Genomic DNA, 22315 nt, shown 5'->3' on the forward strand with positions numbered 1-22315 from the left:
CGCAGTCAGGTTGGGGGCGAGCCACGCATGCTACGGTTGCCCTCTCTTCCCTTCTGCCGCGTTCGGGTCATGCCCTATCGCAAAAAGGACATTGCCAGCGATGTCGATCCGGCCGCACCGTGGCGGGAGGTGCCGCTGCATCGCCCTGTCACCTACCGGGTTACCCAATACCCGGCCGGCACCCATATCGCCGGGCACAAGCACCAGCGCCACCAGCTGGTCTACGCCATCTCCGGACTGATGGTGGTGCGATCGGAAGTGGGGCGCTGGGTGGTGCCCTCGACGCGCGCGATCTGGATGCCGGCGGGCATGGTGCACGCGGTGGACTGCATCGCCGCCGTGCACATGCGCAGCCTGTACATCGATCCGTCATTCGCCCCGCACCTGCCATCCGAACCATTTGCGGTACAGGTGGCACCGCTGCTGCGCGAACTGCTGCAGGCCGCCACGCTGATCAAGGGGGAGCACATCGAAGACAGCCGCGATGGCCGCGTGGTGCGCCTGCTGTTGGACGAACTGCACCGCATGGACGTGCTGCCGCTGCACCTGCCGGCCCCGACCGACCCGCGCCTGCGGCGGATCTGCCAGCACCTGCAGAAGCATCCGGGTGACGACGCCACGTTGCAGGACTGGGCGCAGGCACTGGAGGTGGACGTGAAAACCATCCAGCGCCATTTCTCCGGCGAACTGGGCATGACCTTCGGCCAGTGGCGGCAGCAGGCACGGCTGCTGGCCGCATTGGAGCGGCTGGCGGTTGGTGACAAGGTCATCGATGTCGCGCTGTCGATGGGCTACGACAGCCCCAGCGCGTTCACCAGCATGTTCAAGCGGCAGCTGGGGCAGACGCCCGCGGCATTTTTCCGGTAACCGCATTCACGCATGGCGTGGATCTGCCACAGCGGCGTATGCCCGGCGGAAACCACCGCCGCCCGCAAACGAAAACGCCGGGCATGGCCCGGCGCTACCGTTCACCGTCTGCGTTGAGAACTCAGGACGTCATCCGGTCCCAGAAGCCCTTCACGCCATCCATGAAGGTGGCCGACTTCGGCGAATGCTTACGCGCTTCCTCGCCGACGAAGGTGGCTTCGAACTGCTCCAGCAGCTTGCGCTGTTCGTTGGTGAGGTTCACCGGCGTCTCCACCACCACGCGGCAGTACAGGTCGCCTTCGCTGCGGCTGCGAACCGAACGCACGCCCTTGCCGCGCAGGCGGAACAGCTTGCCGGTCTGGGTCTCGGCCGGAATGCGGATCTCCGCTTCGCCGCCCAGGGTGGCCACGCGCACGGTGTCACCCAATGCGGCCTGCGAGATGCGGATCGGCACTTCGCAGTGCAGGTCGTCGCCATCGCGCTGGAAGATGGCGTGCTCGCGCACGCGCACTTCCACGTACAGGTCACCCGGCGGCGTACCGGCCGGGCCGGCCTCGCCCTCGCCCTGCAGGCGGATGCGGTCACCGGTGTCGACGCCGGCCGGCACCTTCACCGACAGCACCTTGTCTTCCTCGACACGGCCGTTGCCGTGGCAGGTCTTGCAGGGCTTGGCGATGATCTGGCCACGGCCGCCGCAGTTGTGGCAGGCCTGCTGCATGGCGAAGATGCCGCGCTGGATGCGCACCTGGCCACGGCCATGGCACACATTGCAGGTTTCGACCTTGCCGTCTTCGGAGCCACTGCCATCGCAGTCGCCGCACTCGGCCAGAGTCGGAATCTCGATGCGGCGCTCGACGCCGCGCACGGCTTCTTCCAGGTCCAGCTCCATCACGTAGCCGATATCGGCGCCGCGACGGGCCTGGCGCGGACCACCGCCCCCGCCGCCAAAGATGTTGCCGAAGATATCGCCGAAGATATCGTTCATGTCCGGGCCGCCCGGACCACCGCCGCCCATGCCGTGCTCGAACGCAGCGTGGCCGTGGCTGTCATACATGCGGCGCTTGTTGCCGTCGGACAGCACTTCGTAGGCTTCCTTGCACTCCTTGAAGGAGGCTTCGGCCGCCGCATCACCCGGGTTGCGGTCCGGGTGGAACTTCATCGCACAGCGACGGTAGGCCTTCTTCAGCTCGTCGTCGGTGGCGGTGCGGGCAACGCCCAGCACTTCGTAGTAATCGCGCTTGCTCATATCGTGAATCGGGTTCCGAAACGTCGGGATTCGTCAAAGCGGAAGAGCGGAACCAGGTCCGCTCTTGCGTCGGGCGCCCCGACACGCCGGTGGGCGGTCAGGACCCTGATGCGACAACGGGACGCTGGTGGCCAGCGTCCCGCGTCGGTCCGGATCAGGACTTCTTGTCGTCCTTGACTTCGGTGAACTCAGCGTCGACCACGTCATCCTGCGCCTTGCCGGCATTGCCGGCGTCGGCGCCCGGGGCACCGCCCTGGTCGGCCGAAGCAGCGGCGAACAGCGACTGGCCAGCCTCTTCCAGCGCCTTCGACTTGGCTTCGATCTGTGCCTTGTCGTCACCCTTCATCGCGGTTTCCAGGTCGGCCAGCGCGGCCTCGACCTTGCCGATGACATCGCCGCCGACCTTGCTGCCGTGCTCGGTGATGGCGCTGCGGGTGCCGTGGATCAGGGCGTCGGCCTGGTTGCGGGCCTGCACCAGCTCCTGGAACTTCTTGTCTTCTTCGCGGTTGGCTTCCGCGTCGGCGACCATGCGTGCGATCTCCTCCTCGGACAGGCCCGAACCGGCCTTGATCTCGACCTTCTGTTCCTTGTTGGTCTTCTTGTCCTTGGCCGACACGTGCAGGATGCCGTTGGCGTCGATGTCGAAGGACACTTCCACCTGCGGCAGGCCACGCGGGGCCGGCTCGATGCCGGACAGGTCGAACTTGGCCAGCGACTTGTTGAAGCGGGCCTGTTCGCGCTCACCCTGCAGCACGTGCACGGTCACGGCCGACTGGTTGTCCTCGGCGGTGGAGAACACCTGCGAGGCCTTGGTCGGGATGGTGGTGTTCTTCTCGATGATCTTGGTGAACACGCCGCCCATGGTCTCGATGCCCAGCGACAGCGGGGTCACGTCCAGCAGCAGCACGTCCTTGACGTCGCCGCCCAGCACGCCGCCCTGGATGGCCGCGCCCAGTGCCACGGCTTCGTCCGGGTTGACGTCCTTGCGCGGTTCCTTGCCGAAGAACTCGGTCACCGCCTGCTGCACCTTCGGCATGCGGGTCTGGCCACCGACCAGGATCACTTCGCTGATGTCGCTCGAACGCAGGCCGGCATCGTTCAGGGCGACGCGGCACGGCTCGATCGACTTCTTGATCAGGTCGTCCACCAGCGCTTCCAGCTTGGCGCGGGTCAGCTTGATGTTCAGGTGCTTCGGACCCGACGCGTCAGCGGTGACGTACGGCAGGTTCACTTCGGTCTGCTGGGCGCTGGACAGCTCGATCTTGGCGCGCTCGGCAGCATCCTTCAAGCGCTGCAGGGCCAGCGGATCCTTGCGCAGGTCGATGCCCTGGTCCTTGTTGAATTCTTCAACCAGGTACTCGATGACGCGGTTGTCGAAGTCTTCGCCGCCCAGGAAGGTGTCGCCGTTGGTGGCCAGCACTTCGAACTGCTTCTCGCCGTCGACGTTGGCGATCTCGATCACCGACACGTCGAAGGTGCCGCCGCCCAGGTCGTACACCACGATCTTGCGATCCTTGTTGTCGCCCTTGTCCAGGCCATAGGCCAGTGCGGCCGCGGTCGGCTCGTTGATGATGCGCTTGACGTCCAGGCCGGCGATGCGGCCGGCGTCCTTGGTCGCCTGGCGCTGGCTGTCGTTGAAGTAGGCCGGCACGGTGATGACCGCTTCGGTGACCTTCTCACCGAGGAAGTCCTCGGCGGTCTTCTTCATCTTTTCCAGCACCTTGGCCGAGATTTCCTGCGGGGCCATCTTCTTGCCGTCGCTGGTGGCCACCCAGGCGTCGCCATTGTCATGGGCGAGGATGCTGTACGGGACGTGCGCGATGTCCTTCTGCACTTCGGCGTCGGTGAACTTGCGGCCGATCAGGCGCTTCACCGCGTAGAAGGTGTTCTTCGGGTTGGTCACGGCCTGGCGCTTGGCCGAGGCACCGACCAGGACTTCGCCGTCCTTGGTGTAGGCGACGATCGACGGGGTGGTGCGATCGCCTTCCGAATTCTCGATGACGCGGGCCTTGCCGCCGTCCATGATCGCCACGCACGAGTTGGTGGTGCCGAGGTCGATACCAATGATCTTGCCCATGGGGGAGACTCCTGAGGATGCTTGTTGGTGTCAGTCCGGCCGTTCGGCCGGTGGATGAATACGATGTGGGGGAGGCTCGTGGAACATTCAAGCCATCTCCCGAACGCTGTGTTTCCGGTCGTCCGGCGCGTTCAGCGTCGGGCCGGGTCGCGGGTCATTCCCGCCTCCCGGCCCCGCAGGGTCAGTCGGCGGCCACCACCACCAGCGCCGGCCGAAGCAGGCGCTCGTTGAGCAGGTAGCCCTTCTGGAACACGGTGACCACGCTGCCCGGGGCTGCGCCCGGGGTCGGCACCTGGCTGATGGCCTGGTGGTGTTCCGGGTTGAACGGCTGGCCGATCGGGTCCAGCAGCACCAGGCCGTTGTCGGCGGCCACCTTCAGCAGCTGCTTGTAGGTCAGCTCCAGGCCTTCGCGCAGCGGGTGCGGGTCGTCGCCGGCGGCTTTCAGGCCGGCATCCAGGCTGTCGAACACCGGCAGCAGCTCGCCCAGCAGCTTCTCGTTGGCGAACTTGCGGGCCTGCTCGATGTCACGGGCCACGCGCTTGCGCTGGTTCTCCAGGTCGGCGCGCTCACGCAGCGCATCGGCCTTGATCTGCTCGACTTCGGCGCGCAGGCGCTCCACTTCGTCGTTGACGCCGGCTGCGGCAGCCGCGTCGGCGGCACTCTGCTGGGATTCGATATCTGGATGTTCGTGGTTCATGTCTGGGTCCCTGGCGGTCACTCTCCGCCTCCACCCACCCTAGTGTGGGCGGGATGCTTCGTTTCAAGCGTCGGATGTTTCCGGCGTGCGTCCGGCCGGCGAAAAGGCCGCGCCGAGCACATCGGCGGTGGCCTGGACCAGCGGGATCATGCGGTCGTAGGCCATGCGCTTGGGGCCGATCACGCCCAGCACGCCCAGCACCTGGCCGTTGGCGGTGTACGGGGCAGTGACCAGCGAGACGCCCTGCAGCGGCATCATCCCGGTCTCCTCGCCGATGAAGATGCGAACGCCCGGCGCCTGGATGGTCCGCTCCAGCAGCTGCAGGATCTCGCGCTTGCTGGAGAACAACTCGAACAGCTCGCGCAGGCGCTCCAGGTCGGACAGGTCCTGTACCCCCATCAGGCGGGTCTGGCCGGCCACCAGCATGTCGTCGGCCGCTGGCTGCAGGGCCTGCTCGGCCAGCTCGATGCTGTGCGCCAGCAGCTGCTCCAGCTCGGAGCGGGCGTCGCGCAGCTCCAGCAGCAGGCGGGTACGGATCTCGGCCATCGGCAGGCCGGCGAAATGGGCATTGAGGTAGTTGGCGACCTGCTCCAGCTGGCCCGGCGCGAACTCCTGGCGGGTCTCGATGACCCGGTTCTGCACCTCGTTGTCGGCGAACACCAGGATCGCCAGCACCCGGCGACCGTCCAGCGCCACGAAATCGATCTGGCGGAAGGCGAACTGCTCGCGTCGCGGCGCGCTGACCACGCCGACGAAGTGGCTCATCGCCGAGAGCAGCTCCGAGGCGCTGCCGAGCAGGGCCTGGGTGCTGCCGCCGCCAGCCAGCTCCTGGCGCAACCGGGCCAGCTCGCCCTCGCCCGGCGGCTGCATCTGCAGCAGGCTGTCGACGAACACCCGGTAGCCATGCGCGGTCGGGACGCGCCCGGCCGAGGTATGCGGCGAGGCCAGCAGCCCCAGGTCCTCAAGGTCGCCGAGGATGTTGCGGATGGTGGCCGGGCTGACCTCCAGGCCGGCCACGCGCGCCAACGTCTGCGAGCCGACCGGCTCACCGTCCTGGATGTAACGCGCGATCAGCGTGCGCAGCAGATGGCGCGCACGCGGGGCAAGCTGGTCGGGAGAACCGTGCATGGAATCAACCTGTGAGACACGGACACTAGATAATGGCGACGCATCACCTTGGCAAGTCATTGGACCTCCCTCGCCCGCGTGCTAGCGTTGCGCGGCTGCTGATACCCCCTTACCCATGCTCAGACATCTTTCGATCAAGGATTTCGCCGTCGTCCGCGCCACCGAACTGGAGTTCGGGCCAGGCATGACCGTAGTTTCAGGCGAGACCGGCGCCGGCAAGTCGCTGATGGTCGACGCGCTGGGCTTCCTGTCCGGCCTGCGCGCCGACAGCGGCGTGGTCCGCCATGGCGCCGCCCGCGCCGAGCTTTCGGCCGAGTTCGCACTGGAGCAGCTGCAGGCCGCGCGCCAGTGGCTGGCCGACAACGAGCTGGACGATGAGGAACAGTGCCAGCTGCGCCGGGTGATCCGCGCCGATGGCGGTTCGCGGGCCTGGATCAATGGCCGCCCGGTGACCCTGGCGCAGCTGGGCGACCTGGCCTCCCTGCTGGTGGAGATCCACGGGCAGCACGAACAGCAGGCCCTGCTGACGCGCCCGTCGCAGCTGGCCCTGCTCGACGCCTATGCACGCAACGAAAACGAACGCCGCCAGGTGCGCCGCGCCGCCGCGGCCTGGCAGGCACTGGTCGACGAATCGCTGGCGCTGTCGCAACAGGGCGACGTGAGTGACCGGATCGGCTTCCTGGAGCACCAGCTGCGCGAACTGGACCGCGAAGACCTGGAGCCGGAGTCGATCGTGGCGCTCGGTGCCAGCCATCGCCGCCAGGCCCACGCCAGCGCCCTGCTGAGCGCCTGCCAGGCCGCCAGCAACCAGCTCAACGGCGATGACGGCAGCTCCGCACTGGACCTGCTGCAGCAGGTGCGCCACGAGCTGTCGCGCCTGATCGAACACGACCCGCGCCTGGGCGAGGTGGACGGCCTGATCGAGAACGCCTCGATCCAGCTGCACGAAGCCCTGTCGCTGCTGGACCGGGTGCACGATGACCTCGATGCCGACCCGGAACAGTTCGAAGAGAACGAGCGCCGTCTCGGCCGCCTGCACGACCTGGCCCGCAAGCACCGCGTGCCGATGGACGAGCTGGGCGCGCAGCGGGAGCGCATGCACGCCGAAGTGGAGCAGCTGCGCGGCGCCGACGAACGCCTGCAGCGCCTGGCCGGCGAGATCGACAAGGCCGCTGCGGCCTGGCGCGTGCAGGCCGAGGTGCTGACCGCCAGCCGCCGCAATGCCGCCGCCGAGCTGTCGGCTACCACCACCGGCATCATCTCCGAGCTCGGCATGGGCGGTGGCCAGTTCCTGATCGAGCTGGAACCGCAGGATGCCGGCAAGCCCGATCCGCAGGGTGCCGAGCGCGTGGAATTCCTGGTCGCGGCCAATGCCGGCCAACCGCCGCGCGCCCTGCGCAAGGTCGCCTCGGGCGGTGAACTGTCACGTATCTCGCTGGCCATCGAAGTCGCCGCGCTGGACCTGGATGCGGTGCCGACGATGGTGTTCGACGAGGTCGACTCCGGCATCGGCGGCGCCGTGGCCGACATCGTCGGCCAGAAGCTGCGCGCCCTCGGCGAGAAGCGCCAGGTGCTATGCGTGACCCACCTGCCGCAGGTCGCCTCCAAGGGCCACGCGCATTACCGGGTCAGCAAGGCGCCAGTGGAAGGCATGACCCAGAGCGCAGTGGAAAAGCTGGACAGCAAGGCGCGCGAGGAAGAGCTGGCACGCATGCTCGGCGGCGTGGAAGTGAGCAAGGAAGCGCGCGCCGCTGCGCGCAAGCTGCTGCAGGTGTAGCGCCGGCGGAGCCGAGCATGGGCTCGGCTCTACAGGAACATCCCGAACGAAACCGACATGTAGAGCCGAGCCCATGCTCGGCTTCTGTCCGCCGGCGCTCTCACCCCAACGGCCGCGCCAGATCCACGTTCTCCACCAGGTAATCCAGGAACGCGCGCACCCGCAGCGGCAGGTAGCCGCCCTGCCCCAGGAACACCGCGTGCACCTCTTCCAGGTCACCGGGATTGGCTTCCTCCAGCACCGGCAGCAGGCGTCCGGCAGCGATGTCGGCCTGCACCTGGAACGCTGCCAGCCGTGCCATGCCCAGCCCCCCCAGCACCAGCTGGCGCAGTGCATCGCCGTTGCTGGCACGGGCGTTGCCGCTGGGCAGCAGCATCCGTTCGCGACCGTCCTGCAGCAGCGGCCAACCCTGCATCGCCCGCGCATGGCCAATGTCCAGACGGTTGTGCGACTGCAAGTCCTCCACGGTGGCCGGCAGGCCATGCTGTTGCGCATAGGCCGGCGCGGCCACGATCATCATCCGCGTCGCGCCCAGCCGCCGCGCCACCAGGCTGGAGCTCTTCAGCGGACCGGCCCGCACCGCCACATCGGTGCGCTGCTCCAGCAGATCGATCACCTCGTCGTTGAGGGTCAGGTCCACGCCTACCTGCGGGTTGCGCTGCAGGAACACCGGCAGCAGCGGCAACAGGAAATGCTGGCCGAACGGCACATTGGAATTGACCCGCAGGCGTCCACGCGGCTCGGCGTGGGCACTGGCACAGCGCTCGGCCTCGTCCAGGTCGGCCAGCACGCGCAGGCCGCGCTCGTAGAACGCGCAGCCCTCGGGAGTCAGCTGCAGCTGGCGGGTGGAACGCTGCAGCAGGCGTGTCCCCAGCCGCTGTTCCAGCCTCGCCACCAGCTTGCTGACCGCCGACGGGGTCATCTCCAACGTTCGGGCGGCCGCGGAAAAGCCCCCGGTCTCGATCACCCGCACGAACACTTCCAGTTCGCCGGATCGGTTGATGTCGGAGCGCGCCATGGCAATGAATCCCGTTCACAGATGATTTTCCATGCGCAGTCTAGTTCACAGATGAGTGCGGAATCACCATGGCCTTCCCTCCACCCGGGATTGCCCGATGAACCGCTTCAACCAGCTCGTAGCCACCGCATTGATCGGTCTGTCCGGCGCCGCCAGCGCCGCCTCTGCCCCGCACTGGGTGGCCAGCTGGCAGGCCAGCCCGCAACCGGTCTGGGGAGCGGACTTCCTGTTCCCGTCACTGATACCGGCGTCGCTGCACGACCAGACCTTCCGCCAGACCGCGCGCATCAGCCTGGGCGGCCTCCGCCTACGGGTGCGGCTGAGCAATGCCTATGGCACCCAGCCGCTGCGGATCGGCGGTGCCAGCGTCGCGCCGCAGGCCGGTGCGACGCCGCATCAGCTCCGCTTCGATGGCCGGCCCGAGGTGCTGATCGGCCCCGGCCAGGAACGGCTGAGCGATCCGCTGCCGCTGGCGGTGCAGGACCGTCAAGCGCTGCAGGTCAGCGTCTTTGTGCCGGAGTCGACGCCGTTGCAGACCTTCCACTGGGACGGCCGCCAGACCAGCTGGATCGCCCCCGGCGACCAGAGCCTGGCGCGCGAGCTGGACAGGGCCAGCGCCACCACGGCCCGCCTGTTCCTGACCGGCATCGAAGTCGAGGCCCCGACCAGCGCACGCAGCGTGGTGGTGATCGGCGATTCGATCACCGACGGCGCCACCGCCAGCCTCGACCGGGACCAGCGCTGGACCGACCACCTGGCCGCCCGCCTGGCCCCGCAGGGGGTGGCGGTGGTCAGTGCCGGCATCTCCGGTGGCCGCCTCTTGCGCGACGGCATGGGCGAAGCCGCGCTGGCCCGCTTTCAACGCGATGCGCTGGATCAGCCTGGCGTGTCCAGCGTGATCGTGCTGATCGGCATCAATGACATCAGCTGGCCCGGCACCGCCTTCGCGCGCAAGCAGGCGCGGCCCACGCTTGCCGAACTGCAGGCGGGCTACCGCGCCCTGGCCGGACAGGCCCATCGCCGTGGCGTTCGGATCGTGGGCGCGACCCTGCCGCCGTTCGCTGGCGCCCTGCCCGGTACGCCGCTGGACGACTACTACCAGCCGGACAAGGACGCCCTGCGCAGCCAGCTCAATGCGTGGCTGCGCACCGACGGCCCGTTTGACGCAGTGATCGACCTGGACGCGGCGCTGCGCGACCCGGCCGATCCGTCGCGGATGGCCGCCGCCTATGACTCCGGCGACCACCTGCACCCGGGTGATGCGGGGAACCGGGCGATGGCAGAGGCGGTGGATCTGGACGCGCTGCTTGGAGGTCAGGGGTCAGAGCCCTTTTCCCATGGAAAAGGGCTCTGACCCCAGCATCAGGCCCACCAACGAAAAACCCCGGGCAGGCCCGGGGTTTCGTCGCATATGGCAGGCCGGATCGGCCTACTTGCGCTTCTTGCGCACGTACAGCACCAGCGAGTGCTCTTCCAGCTCGTAGCCGTGGTCGGCTGCGATCTTGCGCTGCAGCTCCTCGATCTCGTGGCTTTCGAACTCGATGATCTTGCCGCTGTCCACGTCGACCATATGGTCGTGGTGGCCGCCACGGTCCAGCTCGTAGACGGCCTGGCCACCTTCGAAATTGTGCTTGAGCACGAGGCCGGCGGCCTCGAACTGGGTCAGAACCCGGTACACCGTGGCCAGGCCGATCTCGTCGCCATGCTCCAGCAGCTGGCGGTAGATGTCTTCGGCGGTCATGTGGTGCTGGGCATTGCGCTGCTCGAGCAGCGCCAGGATCCGCATCCGCGGATGGGTCACCTTCAGGCCGACTTTACGCAGGTCGTGGGTTTCCATAGGTCTCCGTTCATTGGCGATTTAGCGCCAGCTGCCTCGGATTGGGTCGCGGTGGCACGCCGGGAGTGTATCATCGGTTTGATTTCCCCAACCGCCAGTCCCGATGCGCAATCTCCTGTTGGTCGCCGCCGTCGCCCTGTCCACCACCGGGTGCGGCATCATCTACAAGCAACCCATCTATCAGGGCAACCTGATCCGGGAAGATGCCGTGGCCAAGCTGCAGGTCGGGCAGAGCAAGCAGCAGGTCACCGCCCTGCTGGGCACCCCGTCCATTCCCGATGCGTTCCACGCCCAGCGCTGGGACTACACCTCCAGCCAGCGCGTGAACCGCCTGGGCCGTACCGAAGTGAAGAACTTCGTGGTGTTCTTCGAGAATGACACCGTGACCCGTTGGGAAGGCGACTACTTCCCGGGCAACGACAAGGCCCTGGCCCAGCAGACCGTGCGCCAGTTCGGCCGCAACCTGCCGAAGGACAAGAAGAAGAAGGGCCGCTGAGGCCCCCTGCCCGTCCCCACGGGCGGGTTGCGGGCATCAACCGCCGAGCGCACGTCGCCGGCGGTTGTCCTTGGGGTCGGCCAGCAACGGGCGTAGCAGCTCGATACGGTCACCCTCCAGCAACACCTGCTGCGGGCGCGCCAGTACGCCATGCACGGCCACGGCCGGGCATCGGTCACTGCCTTCCAGCGCGGCGGCGGCAATGGCATCAGCCACGGTCGCGCCCTCGTCCAGCTGCAGCCGGCGCGACAGCACCTGCTGCGGCCAGGCCAGCACCACCTCGACCTCGATCATCGCTCAGGCCTCGTCGGCGACGCGGACGAAATCATTGACCATCCGATCGGCCAGCCCCTGGAAGCCGATCGCCAGGGCCGGTCCCAGCAGGCGTGAGCTGGGCTCGAATTCCAGGGTCAGGGTGACCTTGCAGGCGTCCTCGGCCAGCGCATGGAATTCCCAGCGGCCGTGCAACTGCTTGAACGGGCCATCGCGCAGCTGCATGTCGATGCTGTGCGGGCGTTGCAGGGTGTTTTCGGTCTGGAACCAGGTGCTGAACGAACCCAGGCCCAGATCCAGGCGCGCCACCAGCCGGTCCTCGCCCTGCTCCAGGATCTGGGCAGCCGAGCACCAGCGGAAACGGCGCGGATAGGCCTGGACATCGTTGACCAGGTCGAACATGCGCGCGGACGAATGCTCGACCAGGGCGCTGCGGCGAATAGTAGGCATGAATACAGGACGTTTCGGCAATCGACCGGGCGGGCCCGAATCGGAGACAATACGGAAATGAGCAAGAACAGCGGCAAGGATAAAGCAAAGAGCGCGACGGCCAACAAGACCATCGCGTTGAACAAGCGTGCCCGCCACGAGTACCACATCGAAGAACGCTTCGAGGCCGGCCTGGCGCTGCAGGGCTGGGAGGTGAAGTCGATCCGCGCTGGCCGCGGCAACATCATCGATGCCTACGCCTACGTGAAGCACGGCGAGATCTTCCTGATCGGCGCCCAGATCACCCCGTTGATCCAGGCCTCCACCCACGTGGTTGCCAACGACCGGCGCGAGCGCAAGCTGCTGCTGCACCGGAGCGAGATCGACAAGCTGGTCGGCAAGGTCGAGCGCGATGGCTACACGATCGTGCCCACCGCGATGTACTGGAGCAAGAACAAGATCAAGCTCGAAGTCGCGCTGGCCAAGGGCAAGCAGACCCACGACAAGCGCGATGCCGCCAAGGACCGCGACTGGGCGATCGAGAAGCAGCGCGTGATGCGTCGCGGCAACCGCGACGCATAAGGCTGCAATACCGGGCCATGCCCGGCGGCCTTGGCCTTCTGTAAAGCGGAGCCACGCTCGGCTGCCGTGGCTTTCTGTAGAGCCGAGCCATGCTCGGCTTCGGCGAAGAAGCCGTCGAGCATGGCTCGACTCTACAAAAGGCGGATCACCCCGCCAGTACGCCCTGCCCGCGCATGCGCGGCGCCAGCGCCGCGTGCATCACCGCCAGGTGCATCACCACCGCCAGTTCCGGCGCGTAGCGATCATCCCCCGCCCGCCACTGCTGGGCCAGCTGCGCGGCATCATCCGGCAGCAACGACAGCAGCTGGGCATCATCCATCGCATCGGCCGCGCCCTGCAGCTGGCGCGCCATCTGCCGCGACTGCCACACGTGCACGCCAATACTGAGACTGGCCAGCGACATCAGGACCACGGCCAGCCCGTGCTCGAACCACTGCGACAGCACTTCCGGCCCCCACAGCAGGGCCGCCAGTACGGCCAGGCCCGGCAGGCGCCACCCCAGCCAATGGATGCGACCGCGCTGCGACCAGTGCACCACCACCGCGCTGGCGATCAGCGCGGCCGCAGCCGTGGCCGGCAGCTCGGTCAGCCAGGTGGCCGCCAGCAGCACCGCCAGCAACGCCCAGACCCAGACCGGCGGCAACGCGCGCCGCTGGTAGTCGGCACCGACCGGCCCGATCAGCTGTCGCAGGCTGCGTTGTTGGCTTGCATCGGTCACCCACCGTCTCCGTGTCTGTCCTGGCTTGGATGGTCGTCGCCAGTGTGTCGCAAATCCGTGCCAATGACGTTACCAATCCGCTATGACGGCGGCTCTACAACTTGTTGTGGATTGCCAAGGTGACTGTTCAGGCGTTTTGCCGTAGCATTGCAAGCGTTGGGCAGGCCCTGACCGTGGCAACGCGGGATCGGCCCTGTACCTTGCAGCACTGTAGAAACCGGGGGTGCATTGGTTTCGACGGGGGTTGTGAAGTCGCCTGGCGCATGCCGAGGGGGTAGCTTTCCTCGTAAATCCAGCTGCAAAACTCTAGTTGCCAACGACGACAACTACGCTCTGGCCGCTTAAGGCCTAAGCCTCGAAACCGCTTGTGTCCATGCTCGCGGTGTAGAGTCACTATCATGGAATCGCGCTGGGTGGCTGCCTGTCAGTCCGGCACTAGAACACAACAGGCTGGTTCCCGGATGCGCTTTGCACGCCGTGCTGTTCGGGGACGAGATCTAACGGCGAGCTAAGCATGTAGTGCTGGGGATGGAGTGCCTTCGGACGGCGGTTCAATTCCGCCCACCTCCACCATCTGTATGGCCTGTCGAGGCCGCAAGAAGCCGGATCTCCCGCAACGGAGCTTCGGCTTTTTTGTTTCCCGAAGATGGCGCCCCCGCCTGCTGATCCGACCTCCCCCAATGCCACCCGCATCGGGAGCCAGTCACAGAAGCTGAGATCCGGATCCAGTAGAGTCCATGCGTCACACGACGTGACCCGAAACCTGAAAGGACATCAGATGAAGCGCATCACACTGTTTGTGGGCTTGGCCGTGGCGTTGGCACTGGGGCAGGCTTCCGCTGCCACGCCAGGCTCCCGCTATCTACAGCTGGCCGCTGACCAGCGCGTACAACCCGGCACGGCAACCCTGCTTTCGAGCACCATCGATCTGAGCGCCCCCGGTTGGGTGTACGTGCAGTCGGATGGACGGTACTTCCCTGGCGGCAGCTCGGCTGCCAATGCCTACATCACCATCAACGGTGAGGTGGTCTCCAACGACAGCTACATCGACTGGCGGCAGTCAACGTCGGCCCAACAGCACTCCTTCAATGTCATCGGTGCCAAGTACCTGCCTGCCGGACGCCATACGGTCAACCTGGCCGGGCAGGCCATCGGTTCGGCCGTCAATTTCGGCTCCGCCAGCAACCTCTCCGTGCTCATCACCTCTGCGGGCGCGGTTACCAACAGCGGCCTTGCGAGTGACACCGCACAGCTGGACTTCAATACGGTCGGCAGCCCTGAAGGAATGGCGCTGCAGGCCAAGGACCGCAAGCTGCTGATGACTGCCCAGGCCGGTAATCCCGGTGGCCCCATCGTGGCCATGGCTTCCGGCCGCGCGTTCGCGTGGGGCAACTACGGCGATGGCATGATGGGAATTTTCCTGAACGAGCAGGAGCCCGGCATCGAATCGATGACCTGGTCGATCAATGACATCTTCAGTGGCGCAGAAACGCAGGCTCCCTTCTATTCGCAGGGCCTGTTCGTCAATCCGCCGGCTTACAGCACTGTCAGCTTCGTCGCGTCCGAATCGCCGTACTACCAACCGCAGGACGCCAACACCAACAACGTAAAGTACAAGTTCGGCGCCAACTCCCGACTGGTGACGCTGTCCAACGGCTTTGGCGTGGTCGGAAAGGGGTTGAATCCTGGATTCAACTACGCCGCCGCAGGCCCGTACCGCCGATTCGCCTATGTCTGCGTCGGGACCAATGGCTTCGCGCCGGGCTGTCCGTCGGTGGGCTCGCAGGTGGTCATTGGCGAGGGCCAGGTCTGCATTCCGCAGGGGCACAACGGCGTGGTGCTTTTCTCGACGAAGTCCCGCGTGCAGGGTGACCCGAACGACGGTGGCGGAAGCGTGTTCCTGTTCCTGAAGATCGATGGCCAGCAGGTGGGCAGCCTCGGCACCCAGCAGTTGGGCTCCAAGCCGGACTCGGTCAGCACCCGCACCATCTCCGCCAGCTACCTGAGCGCGGGATCATCCGCGCTGGGGACGGGCTGCCACACTGTGCAGGCCGTGGCCCAGGTATTGGGAGATTTCCGCCACATGTCGCTCAATGCCGACATGCCACTGGTCTGGTTCGACTGACCCATCGCGTCGAATGTGGCCGGTGGCCGGGTCTGTTCGCCCCGCCACCGGCTATCCCGCAACACGTTGAAGGACCTGCCATGAAAGCCCCTCTCGCCCTCACCCTGCTCTTCGCCGCATTCGCCGCAGCCCCAGCCACGCTCGCCGCCGCACCGGCCATCGCGCCCCCCGGCACCGCCACGCTGGAAGCCCTGCTCGCCTGCAAGGCCGGCTCCAACTTCAGCGAGGCTGAAGCCATCGATGCACTGCAGGCCGCTGGCCTGGCCAGGAAACCGGGTGGCACCTTCGAGCCGGAGGACAAGCCGGTCGCTCTGTTCGGCGGTACCGTCACCAGTGCCGATGTGAACGTGGCCGAGGGCGAGAAGAGCCTCTTCGTCTATTTGAACGGCGTTGATTCCAAGCGTCTGGCCAAGGCATGGTCAGTAACCACGGTCAACGAGCACGCCAACACGGAAGAGCCTTCATACGTGAAGGCCATCGACAAGCGACACACCCTGCACGTGATCGCAGGCGACGACTACGAAGGCTATTCCGCTGCCGTGAAGTGCCAGATCACCCGGTAACGGGTTGATCCCCGCTACAGCCAACGCCGCACACGTTGGCGGAACAACGGATACACCTCGGGGAAGCGGGCCAGCAACGCCCGCTCTTCCGGCATGATCTGCAGCCAGGTGATGTACAGCACGAACAACGGTACAGCCAGCAACGCGATCGCGTTCTGCAGGTACAACATCGCACCGGCCAGGATCGTTGCCTGGCCCAGATACATCGGATTGCGCGTGTAGCGGTACACGCCGTGCATGACCAGCGCGCTCGATGCTGAAGGGCGCAGCGGATTGACCGTGGTGCGCGCCCGCTGGAACGCGAGCTTCGGCAGCAGGTTCAGCGCCACACCAATCGCCATCACCCCGCCTGCCATCAGCGCCGGCATCGGCAGGGGCAACGCCGCCTCCGGCCACAGTCGGCTCCCTAGCCAGCCGATCCCCGCGCATAGCAGCATCACCAGCGGCGGCGGGATCCGGGTCTCAAGCCACGTCATCGCAGTCCCTGCATCGCTCCATTCACCCCAGTGTCACACGAACCTGTCTGAATCGCTTGCACGGCAGCGGCTCAGGGGCCCAAACCGACCGCCCGGTATCTTCCGCTTTGACAGGCCGACCGCTAGAGTGGCGCGACCGCGCAGGAGGATCGTATGGCTACCATGGGCTTGGGCTTCATCGGCCGCACGACCCTCATCATCACCGTGCTGCTCACCCTGGGCGGCTGCGCGACATTGCGCCAGTTCGGCCCCTCGGTGCAGGTGACTTCGGTCACGCCCGGCCAGTACATCGCGCTCAAGCGCGGCGACATCCTCACCACCGGCAAGCTCAGCTCGGCGACGATGGAAACGCTGCGCGTGGCCGGCCTGGATGAAGGCGTCTGCGCCAAGCCGGGCCTGCCCTGCATCGAAGCGATGGAAGGCAGCATCGTGGTGCGCGAGGAGGACAAGCGTTCGAGTCTGTCCGAGTTGTGGCTGCAGTATGCAATGACCCTGCCCGCGCCGAAGCGCGAGTACTCCACCTCCGGCCGTGCCAAGAGCGCGATCAACGAGCTGGATGCCGATTTCCAACCGCGCCTGGACGCGTGGATGCAGGTCGCGCGCCAGGCCTACGCCTATCTGTTCTTCACCGAGCGCACCGCCAACCAGCGCGGCTTCGAAGACCGCCAGACCCAGGTGCGCGACTACTACAACCTGGCCGTGCAGGAAGCCTCGGTGCAGCTGTACAACGCGTATGCCACCGGGCGCGTGCACAGCGAAGCCAGCCACTTCCAGCTGGGCCGATGGACCTTTGTGCTGGCCCCTTCAGGCGAAGCATCGCCGCTGGATACGCGCACCCCCACCGAGCTGGTGCCGGCGGCCTCGCTGTCGTTCACCGGCACGCTGCGCAGCGTGCACCGCCGCGATGGCTTCGGTGCCGAGCTGGTAGCGGTGATGGACGATCCTGCAGCCGCCACGACCACGACGCCGCCGGCAGCGACGCCTGCCACGCAGGCCAGCGCTCCGGCCACGCAGAGCTGGAGCGAGATGCCGTCGCCGTCGATGACGGTGCTGCTGCGCTTCTCGGGAAAGAACCTGTGGGAAGTGCTGCACGACGACGAGCCGAAGCTGGAGATCCACGACCCCTACCAGGTCACGGAAGTCACCCTGCATGGCCAGCAGGTGCCGCTGGCCGCGAACTTCACGGCTGGCTACGCGCTGTGGCTTGCCCGTTCCAACTTCAGCCACCAGTCGCTGCGCTCGTTGTTCGGCAGCAAGGGCGGCATCGACACGCCGCATCTGTACATGATGCAGCCGTACGATCCCAACCGCCGCGTGCTGCTGATGATCCATGGCCTGGCCAGCAGCCCGGAAGCCTGGGTCAACGTTGCCAACGAGCTGATGCGTGACGACGAGATCCGCCAGGATTTCCAGATCTGGCAGTTCTATTACCCGACCAACATGCCCATCGCGATGAGCCACGATGCAATGCGCCATACGCTGGCCGAAGTGCTCAAGCATTTCGATCCCAGTGGCAAGGCGCAGGCGTCGCACGACATGGTGCTGGTCGGGCACAGCATGGGCGGCGTGATCGCGCGGCTGATGATCTCCTCTTCCGGAGATCATCTGGTGGACACGCTGCTGGCAACCGCGCAGATGACACCTGCACAACAGGAGCTTCTGCGCACCAAGGGCGCACCGGTGCTGACCTTCCTGCCGGAACCGGAAGTGTCGCGCGTGGTGTTCATCGCCACGCCGCACCGTGGCACCGACGTGGCCGGCACCCGCCTGGGCCGCTGGATCGGACGTCTGGTGCGGTTGCCGCTGACCGTGCTGGAAGACGTGGCCACCATTGCCAACGATGGTCAGATCGACCGCAATGACGGCAAGCACGGCTACCAGATGAACAGCATCCAGAACCTGGACAAGGATGATCCCTTCGTCCGCGCGGTGGCCGACCTGCCGATGTCGCCGAAGGTGCACTACCACTCGATCATCGCGCGCGCCAAGGCCGATGGTCCGCTGGAAAAGACCGACGACGGACTGGTGCCCTACTGGAGCTCGCACCTGCCGCACGCGGACTCGGAGAAGGTGATCGTGTCCGGTCACAGCGTGCAGGAAGCCACGCCGGCCATCGTTGAGCTGCGGCGGATCCTGCATGAGGACATGCAGGAGCACGACCGCCAGAACAGGTAGCCCACATCATCACGGCCGCTGGCTGTCCAGCGCGGCCGCATCACAGCGGCGGTGCCCGGGCTTGCCGGAACACCGCCACTGCGGCAGGCGCGAACTGCTCAGCCTTCCCCGCCGGCTGCAGCGTCGATGATCAGATCTGCCACTGCTACCGGCTGCGATGCCAGCGACGCGTGGCTGGCATCCAGCGTGAGGGTGGCACGCGGCTGCATGCGCGCCGCCATGCGCCGCTGGTTGTCGGGATGGATCATGTGATCGGCGCTGGAGACCTGGTACCAGCTCGGCTTGTACCGCCACGCTGGATCGCTGATGGCATCACCGAACGTGCTCGCCAGAGGCGCCTTCTGCGTGACCGCCATTACCCGCGCCTCGTCGACCGGCAGGTCCTGGCAGAAGCTCTCGTGGAACCTGCCCGGCTGCAGCCACAGGTAACCGTCGCTGTCTGGCGCCAGGTTGGCCGCCGCCTCGGGCAGCTGCTGCTGGGTAATGCCGCCGGGGCTCTCGCCCGCATCCGGCGCAAACGCGGCAATGAAGACCAGCCCTATCACGTTGGGTTCGTTTCCGGCCTCGGAGATCACGGCTCCACCATAGGAATGGCCGACCAGCAGCACCGGCCCCTGGAACTGGCGGATCATGCGGCGGGTGCGTTCCGCGTCGTCGGCCAGCGATGTCAGTGGCAGTTCCACGGCATGCAGGTCGCGGAAGCCTCGGCGATCGAGCTCCAGGATCACCTTGGCCCAATGCGCGGCACCGCCCCAGAAACCATGAACCAGAATGATGCTTGGCTTGCTCATCTTGCAGGACTCCTCACTTGGATGGGATGGTTGGCTGGCAGCAGCCCGCGCTGCCTGAAGCCACCCGGCCAGACTACGGATCGCACCCGCCAGCAGCGATGCACGGACTCCTGAAAACCATGCCAAGGCTCCACAACACCGAATCGCTCCAGGCTGGATCCGACGCACTGTTTGCGATCTTCCAGTCATCGCGCATGCAGGGCGGCGACATCAACCGCCACGTCATGCAGCCCGGCGGATCACTCACCGTTGCCGAAGGCCAGGGGTGCTTCCATTTCATCGAGCACGGCACGGCGCGGCTGCATGCAGATTCCGCCGTCGTGCCGCTGCGTACGGGCGAGCTGCTGTTGATGCCGCATGGCCGGACGCATCGCATCGACTGCGCCGCCGACGCGCAGGGGCCGGCCCATCTGACCACCGCATCGTTCGGGTTCGATGGCCCCGGCAGCCGTCTGCTGCTCGATGCCCTGCCCGGTTGGTTGCATGTCCCAGGGGTGGACCGGATGCCAAGCGGATTTCCCGCCAATTCGGCCGACTGGATGGCGGTAACCCTGGCCGCGATCCAGGCTGAAGCGTCCCGGCCTACGCTGGGCAGCGGCTTGATGCTGTCACGCCTGCTCGACCTGCTGTTTGTCTGGACCCTGCGCTACTGGCTCGGAACGTCCGGTCCGCACAACTGCCAGCGTCTGCACGCCTTGGCCGACCCCCTGATCGGACGAGCATTGGCGTTGATGCAGGCCCAGCCCGCACACGCATGGACCGTCGAGTCACTTGCAGCGTGCCTGAATCAGTCCCGCTCGAATTTCGCGCAGCGATTCAGCCTCGCCACCGGCATGTCACCGATGCGCTATCTGACTGAATCGCGACTGCAGCTGGCCGCGCAGATGTTGCGCAGTGGCAACCGACGGGTGTCGCAGATTGCAGGAGACGTCGGGTATCTGTCCGAACCCGCATTCAGTCGTGCGTTCCGCCGCGCGTTCGGCATGAGCCCGAATGCCTGGCGCCAACAGGCACCGGCGACATCCGACTGAGGGAAATCCCTCATCGCGCGTGCGCACCCGCCCTCCTATGCTGGCCTCACATTCCCCGCAGGAGGTCCGCATGACCACGCAAGAGCCCAGCCGCCAGCCCAGCCCCGACCCGGCCGAGCGCGATGCCTTCTTCCCGTCGCCCTACTCGCTGTCACAGTTCACATCGCCCAGGAGCAACCTGTCCGGCGCCGACTATCCGGACGCACGCCGCGACGGTCGCTGGAAGGTGCTGATGATCGCCGCCGACGAGCGCTACCTGCCCACCGCCAATGGCCACCTGTTCTCAACCGGCAATCATCCGGTGGAGACCCTGCTGCCGATGTACCACCTCGACAAGGCCGGCTTCGGCATCGATGTCGCCACGCTGTCGGGCAACGCCGCCAAATTCGAGTGGTGGGCGTTCCCGCGCGAGGACACGGAGATCGGCGGACTGTACGAACGTTACGAGTCGCGCTTCCGTCAGCCGCTGCCGCTGGACGAGGTGGTCACCGGGCTCGATGCGGATTCGGACTATGCCGCCGTGTTCATCCCCGGCGGCCATGGCGCCCTGATCGGGCTGCCGCAGAGCCGCGCGGTGAAGGCCGTCCTGCACTGGGCGATGGCCCAGCAACGCCACATCATCACCCTGTGCCACGGTCCGGCCGCACTGCTGGCTGCAGGCGTGGACGAGGCCGATGGCGGTTCGCTGTTCCGCGGCTACCGCATCTGTGCCTTCCCCGATGCGATGGACCGGCAGACGCCAGAGATCGGCTACATGCCCGGGCAGCTGCCGTGGTTCTTCGGCGAGCGCCTGGCGCAGCAGGGTGTGCAGATCGTCAACGATGGCATCGACGGCAGCGTGCTGCAGGATCGCCTGCTGCTGACCGGCGACAGTCCGCTGGCTGGTAATGCGCTGGGCAAGCTGGCAGCGCGCACGCTGCTCGACGCCCTGGCCGGGCGCTGAACCGGATGACCGCGCTGGTGCAGGCGTTGCTGGAACTGGAACGCGCCCGTTCGCTGAGCGCGGTGGGTGCGGTCCTGCGAGGCATCGCGGCACCACTCGGCTACGACCGCGTGCTGGTGTTCGCCACCGGCACCGGGCTGGAGCGCGGTACACAACGCGTGTACTGGATCGAGGGCGACTGGTTCGGCGACGGCAGCAGTACCGACCTTGCGCGCTATCTGCACGCCTGTCCGGTCAACCGCCACGTACTGGACAGTGACGCGCCGTTCTTCTGGAGCAAGCGCCAGGGCGTTCGTGGCGAACGCTATCAGGTGGTGACGCAGCCACGTGGTGAAGGCCTGCACGGTCTGCAGGTGCCGGTATTCGGAACCACCGGTCTGGAGGGCGCGATCAGTTTTGCCGGGACATCGATCGACGCGTCGGCCAGCGCGCGCCTGCAGCTGGAAGCTGCTGCAACCGCAGCATTCCGAGCCGCACGCCACCTGGCCGAATCGCCTGCCGAGCTTTCGGGAAGCGCGCTGAGCAACCGCGAGCGCGAAGTGCTGCGCTGGGTTGCCGCCGGCCGCCGGCAGGCTGAGATCGCGGCCACGCTTGGGCTTTCCACGCGCACGGTGGAGAACCATCTGCGCCACGCGCGTCAACGCCTGAGTGTGGCGACCACCGCGCAGGCAGTGCGTGCCGCCAGCCGTCGCGGCGAGATCGAAGACTGATCGCGGCGAGGCACTTCCGGCGGTCTGGTTCGCGTGTTACACACGCCATGCGCATGTGCGCGATTGCAGAAAGCAAGGATGATGCTTATGAAACTGCAACTGGCCACGATGGCCGCGTTGGTGGTGGCAACTGCAACCCTGGCTCCGGTGGCGGACGCCAACACAGGGGTCCCGAGAGAGAATGTTTCCTGTGTGCCTGTGAATGTGGACCGCAACCGCGTCCACCACCACTGCACGGAAACCTACACCGATGAATTCGGCAACGTCTACACAGCCGAGTACTGGATCGACGAGTACGGCAACCCTTACCTGCGCGACTGAGCCGGGAAGGGACTGCGCCGGGCCGCGAGCCGGGC

The 22315-nt window shown here is 66.5% G+C and carries 23 protein-coding genes and 1 other RNA gene; 13 read left to right on the forward strand and 11 right to left on the reverse strand.

The window, feature by feature from the left end; translation table 11 throughout:
• The first annotated feature begins 69 nt into the window (after nucleotides 1–69).
• Entirely contained in the window at nucleotides 70–867 is a 798-nt protein-coding gene (locus tag ACZK0Z_RS14035; protein ID WP_197633506.1) for a helix-turn-helix domain-containing protein, read from the forward strand.
• 121 nt (nucleotides 868–988) lie between these two features.
• On the opposite strand, the gene dnaJ is transcribed toward ACZK0Z_RS14035, so the two are convergent.
• From dnaJ to hrcA, 4 genes are all read right to left on the reverse strand, one after another.
• Nucleotides 989–2113: a molecular chaperone DnaJ gene (gene dnaJ / locus ACZK0Z_RS14040; RefSeq protein WP_014036853.1), complete on the reverse strand. Its 1125-nt coding sequence runs from the start codon at nucleotides 2111–2113 to the stop codon at nucleotides 989–991.
• 154 nt (nucleotides 2114–2267) lie between these two features.
• Nucleotides 2268–4190 carry a molecular chaperone DnaK gene (gene dnaK / locus ACZK0Z_RS14045; RefSeq protein ID WP_005409241.1) on the reverse strand — a complete coding sequence of 641 codons (1923 nt, stop codon included), beginning with the start codon at nucleotides 4188–4190 and terminating at the stop codon, nucleotides 2268–2270.
• Nucleotides 4191–4371: 181 nt separating this feature from the next.
• Complete coding sequence (gene grpE / locus ACZK0Z_RS14050; protein ID WP_049429553.1) at nucleotides 4372–4887, reverse strand: nucleotide exchange factor GrpE; 516 nt, start codon at nucleotides 4885–4887, stop codon at nucleotides 4372–4374.
• Nucleotides 4888–4950: 63 nt separating this feature from the next.
• On the reverse strand, nucleotides 4951–6015 hold the full coding sequence (hrcA, locus tag ACZK0Z_RS14055; protein WP_459004317.1) for a heat-inducible transcriptional repressor HrcA: 1065 nt from the start codon (nucleotides 6013–6015) through the stop codon (nucleotides 4951–4953).
• Nucleotides 6016–6130: 115 nt separating this feature from the next.
• Here hrcA and recN point away from each other — a divergent pair, with 115 nt between their 5' ends.
• The gene (gene recN, locus ACZK0Z_RS14060; RefSeq protein WP_197633504.1) at nucleotides 6131–7792 is read left to right on the forward strand and encodes a DNA repair protein RecN; all 1662 of its coding nucleotides are present in this window, start codon (nucleotides 6131–6133) and stop codon (nucleotides 7790–7792) included.
• Nucleotides 7793–7892: 100 nt separating this feature from the next.
• Here recN and ACZK0Z_RS14065 read toward each other — a convergent pair whose 3' ends face one another.
• Nucleotides 7893–8810, reverse strand: a complete 918-nt coding sequence (locus tag ACZK0Z_RS14065; RefSeq protein ID WP_197633502.1) for a LysR substrate-binding domain-containing protein — start codon at nucleotides 8808–8810, stop codon at nucleotides 7893–7895.
• 97 nt (nucleotides 8811–8907) lie between these two features.
• On the opposite strand from ACZK0Z_RS14065, the gene ACZK0Z_RS14070 reads away from it, so the two are divergent.
• Nucleotides 8908–10164: an SGNH/GDSL hydrolase family protein gene (locus ACZK0Z_RS14070; protein ID WP_197633500.1), complete on the forward strand. Its 1257-nt coding sequence runs from the start codon at nucleotides 8908–8910 to the stop codon at nucleotides 10162–10164.
• Nucleotides 10165–10239: 75 nt separating this feature from the next.
• On the opposite strand, the gene fur is transcribed toward ACZK0Z_RS14070, so the two are convergent.
• The gene (fur, locus tag ACZK0Z_RS14075; RefSeq protein ID WP_005409235.1) at nucleotides 10240–10647 is read right to left on the reverse strand and encodes a ferric iron uptake transcriptional regulator; all 408 of its coding nucleotides are present in this window, start codon (nucleotides 10645–10647) and stop codon (nucleotides 10240–10242) included.
• A gap of 103 nt (nucleotides 10648–10750) precedes the next feature.
• Here fur and ACZK0Z_RS14080 point away from each other — a divergent pair, with 103 nt between their 5' ends.
• Nucleotides 10751–11143, forward strand: a complete 393-nt coding sequence (locus ACZK0Z_RS14080; RefSeq protein WP_197633498.1) for an outer membrane protein assembly factor BamE domain-containing protein — start codon at nucleotides 10751–10753, stop codon at nucleotides 11141–11143.
• 36 nt (nucleotides 11144–11179) lie between these two features.
• Here the strand turns inward: ACZK0Z_RS14080 and ACZK0Z_RS14085 are convergent, their stop codons facing one another.
• On the reverse strand, nucleotides 11180–11437 hold the full coding sequence (locus tag ACZK0Z_RS14085) for an RnfH family protein (RefSeq protein ID WP_005409233.1): 258 nt from the start codon (nucleotides 11435–11437) through the stop codon (nucleotides 11180–11182).
• 3 nt (nucleotides 11438–11440) lie between these two features.
• Nucleotides 11441–11866 carry a type II toxin-antitoxin system RatA family toxin gene (locus tag ACZK0Z_RS14090; protein ID WP_005409232.1) on the reverse strand — a complete coding sequence of 142 codons (426 nt, stop codon included), beginning with the start codon at nucleotides 11864–11866 and terminating at the stop codon, nucleotides 11441–11443.
• Between the two features lie 57 nt (nucleotides 11867–11923).
• On the opposite strand from ACZK0Z_RS14090, the gene smpB reads away from it, so the two are divergent.
• Nucleotides 11924–12427, forward strand: coding sequence for an SsrA-binding protein SmpB (gene smpB, locus ACZK0Z_RS14095; protein WP_005409231.1), 504 nt, complete (start codon nucleotides 11924–11926; stop codon nucleotides 12425–12427).
• Between the two features lie 145 nt (nucleotides 12428–12572).
• Here the strand turns inward: smpB and ACZK0Z_RS14100 are convergent, their stop codons facing one another.
• Complete coding sequence (locus ACZK0Z_RS14100; RefSeq protein ID WP_049429121.1) at nucleotides 12573–13145, reverse strand: hypothetical protein; 573 nt, start codon at nucleotides 13143–13145, stop codon at nucleotides 12573–12575.
• A gap of 219 nt (nucleotides 13146–13364) precedes the next feature.
• Here ACZK0Z_RS14100 and ssrA point away from each other — a divergent pair.
• From ssrA to ACZK0Z_RS14115, 3 genes are all read left to right on the forward strand, one after another.
• Nucleotides 13365–13718: a transfer-messenger RNA gene (ssrA, locus tag ACZK0Z_RS14105) on the forward strand.
• A 205-nt stretch (nucleotides 13719–13923) separates the two neighbouring features.
• Nucleotides 13924–15270, forward strand: a complete 1347-nt coding sequence (locus tag ACZK0Z_RS14110; protein WP_049429122.1) for a hypothetical protein — start codon at nucleotides 13924–13926, stop codon at nucleotides 15268–15270.
• A gap of 80 nt (nucleotides 15271–15350) precedes the next feature.
• On the forward strand, nucleotides 15351–15833 hold the full coding sequence (locus ACZK0Z_RS14115) for a hypothetical protein (protein ID WP_049429123.1): 483 nt from the start codon (nucleotides 15351–15353) through the stop codon (nucleotides 15831–15833).
• A 14-nt stretch (nucleotides 15834–15847) separates the two neighbouring features.
• Here ACZK0Z_RS14115 and ACZK0Z_RS14120 read toward each other — a convergent pair whose 3' ends face one another.
• On the reverse strand, nucleotides 15848–16309 hold the full coding sequence (locus tag ACZK0Z_RS14120) for a methyltransferase family protein (RefSeq protein ID WP_049429124.1): 462 nt from the start codon (nucleotides 16307–16309) through the stop codon (nucleotides 15848–15850).
• Nucleotides 16310–16462: 153 nt separating this feature from the next.
• Between ACZK0Z_RS14120 and ACZK0Z_RS14125 the strand changes: the two genes are divergently transcribed.
• A complete protein-coding gene (locus tag ACZK0Z_RS14125) occupies nucleotides 16463–18484 on the forward strand; it encodes an esterase/lipase family protein (protein WP_100443614.1) in 2022 nt (673 codons plus the stop codon).
• Nucleotides 18485–18582: 98 nt separating this feature from the next.
• On the opposite strand, the gene ACZK0Z_RS14130 is transcribed toward ACZK0Z_RS14125, so the two are convergent.
• Complete coding sequence (locus ACZK0Z_RS14130; RefSeq protein ID WP_049429126.1) at nucleotides 18583–19275, reverse strand: alpha/beta hydrolase; 693 nt, start codon at nucleotides 19273–19275, stop codon at nucleotides 18583–18585.
• 98 nt (nucleotides 19276–19373) lie between these two features.
• Here ACZK0Z_RS14130 and ACZK0Z_RS14135 point away from each other — a divergent pair, with 98 nt between their 5' ends.
• From ACZK0Z_RS14135 to ACZK0Z_RS14150, 4 genes are all read left to right on the forward strand, one after another.
• A complete protein-coding gene (locus ACZK0Z_RS14135; protein WP_459004315.1) occupies nucleotides 19374–20306 on the forward strand; it encodes an AraC family transcriptional regulator in 933 nt (310 codons plus the stop codon).
• A gap of 70 nt (nucleotides 20307–20376) precedes the next feature.
• On the forward strand, nucleotides 20377–21249 hold the full coding sequence (gene hchA, locus ACZK0Z_RS14140) for a glyoxalase III HchA (protein WP_197633496.1): 873 nt from the start codon (nucleotides 20377–20379) through the stop codon (nucleotides 21247–21249).
• 5 nt (nucleotides 21250–21254) lie between these two features.
• Nucleotides 21255–21959, forward strand: coding sequence for a PA1136 family autoinducer-binding transcriptional regulator (locus tag ACZK0Z_RS14145; RefSeq protein ID WP_197633494.1), 705 nt, complete (start codon nucleotides 21255–21257; stop codon nucleotides 21957–21959).
• 87 nt (nucleotides 21960–22046) lie between these two features.
• Nucleotides 22047–22280 carry a hypothetical protein gene (locus ACZK0Z_RS14150; RefSeq protein WP_049429130.1) on the forward strand — a complete coding sequence of 78 codons (234 nt, stop codon included), beginning with the start codon at nucleotides 22047–22049 and terminating at the stop codon, nucleotides 22278–22280.
• Nucleotides 22281–22315: the final 35 nt, after the last annotated feature.

This window comes from Stenotrophomonas sp. 116085_Sma, assembly GCF_056479585.1.

Bases quoted from the DNA above. Each gene is read 5' to 3' on its own strand.
- ACZK0Z_RS14035 (WP_197633506.1), top strand. From the start codon at position 70: ATGCCCTATCGCAAAAAGGACATTGCCAGCGATGTCGATCCGGCCGCA.
- dnaJ (WP_014036853.1), bottom strand. From the start codon at position 2,113: ATGAGCAAGCGCGATTACTACGAAGTGCTGGGCGTTGCCCGCACCGCC.
- dnaK (WP_005409241.1), bottom strand. From the start codon at position 4,190: ATGGGCAAGATCATTGGTATCGACCTCGGCACCACCAACTCGTGCGTG.
- grpE (WP_049429553.1), bottom strand. From the start codon at position 4,887: ATGAACCACGAACATCCAGATATCGAATCCCAGCAGAGTGCCGCCGAC.
- hrcA (WP_459004317.1), bottom strand. From the start codon at position 6,015: ATGCACGGTTCTCCCGACCAGCTTGCCCCGCGTGCGCGCCATCTGCTG.
- recN (WP_197633504.1), top strand. From the start codon at position 6,131: ATGCTCAGACATCTTTCGATCAAGGATTTCGCCGTCGTCCGCGCCACC.
- ACZK0Z_RS14065 (WP_197633502.1), bottom strand. From the start codon at position 8,810: ATGGCGCGCTCCGACATCAACCGATCCGGCGAACTGGAAGTGTTCGTG.
- ACZK0Z_RS14070 (WP_197633500.1), top strand. From the start codon at position 8,908: ATGAACCGCTTCAACCAGCTCGTAGCCACCGCATTGATCGGTCTGTCC.
- fur (WP_005409235.1), bottom strand. From the start codon at position 10,647: ATGGAAACCCACGACCTGCGTAAAGTCGGCCTGAAGGTGACCCATCCG.
- ACZK0Z_RS14080 (WP_197633498.1), top strand. From the start codon at position 10,751: ATGCGCAATCTCCTGTTGGTCGCCGCCGTCGCCCTGTCCACCACCGGG.
- ACZK0Z_RS14085 (WP_005409233.1), bottom strand. From the start codon at position 11,437: ATGATCGAGGTCGAGGTGGTGCTGGCCTGGCCGCAGCAGGTGCTGTCG.
- ACZK0Z_RS14090 (WP_005409232.1), bottom strand. From the start codon at position 11,866: ATGCCTACTATTCGCCGCAGCGCCCTGGTCGAGCATTCGTCCGCGCGC.
- smpB (WP_005409231.1), top strand. From the start codon at position 11,924: ATGAGCAAGAACAGCGGCAAGGATAAAGCAAAGAGCGCGACGGCCAAC.
- ACZK0Z_RS14110 (WP_049429122.1), top strand. From the start codon at position 13,924: ATGAAGCGCATCACACTGTTTGTGGGCTTGGCCGTGGCGTTGGCACTG.
- ACZK0Z_RS14115 (WP_049429123.1), top strand. From the start codon at position 15,351: ATGAAAGCCCCTCTCGCCCTCACCCTGCTCTTCGCCGCATTCGCCGCA.
- ACZK0Z_RS14120 (WP_049429124.1), bottom strand. From the start codon at position 16,309: ATGACGTGGCTTGAGACCCGGATCCCGCCGCCGCTGGTGATGCTGCTA.
- ACZK0Z_RS14125 (WP_100443614.1), top strand. From the start codon at position 16,463: ATGGCTACCATGGGCTTGGGCTTCATCGGCCGCACGACCCTCATCATC.
- ACZK0Z_RS14130 (WP_049429126.1), bottom strand. From the start codon at position 19,275: ATGAGCAAGCCAAGCATCATTCTGGTTCATGGTTTCTGGGGCGGTGCC.
- ACZK0Z_RS14135 (WP_459004315.1), top strand. From the start codon at position 19,374: ATGCACGGACTCCTGAAAACCATGCCAAGGCTCCACAACACCGAATCG.
- hchA (WP_197633496.1), top strand. From the start codon at position 20,377: ATGACCACGCAAGAGCCCAGCCGCCAGCCCAGCCCCGACCCGGCCGAG.
- ACZK0Z_RS14145 (WP_197633494.1), top strand. From the start codon at position 21,255: ATGACCGCGCTGGTGCAGGCGTTGCTGGAACTGGAACGCGCCCGTTCG.
- ACZK0Z_RS14150 (WP_049429130.1), top strand. From the start codon at position 22,047: ATGAAACTGCAACTGGCCACGATGGCCGCGTTGGTGGTGGCAACTGCA.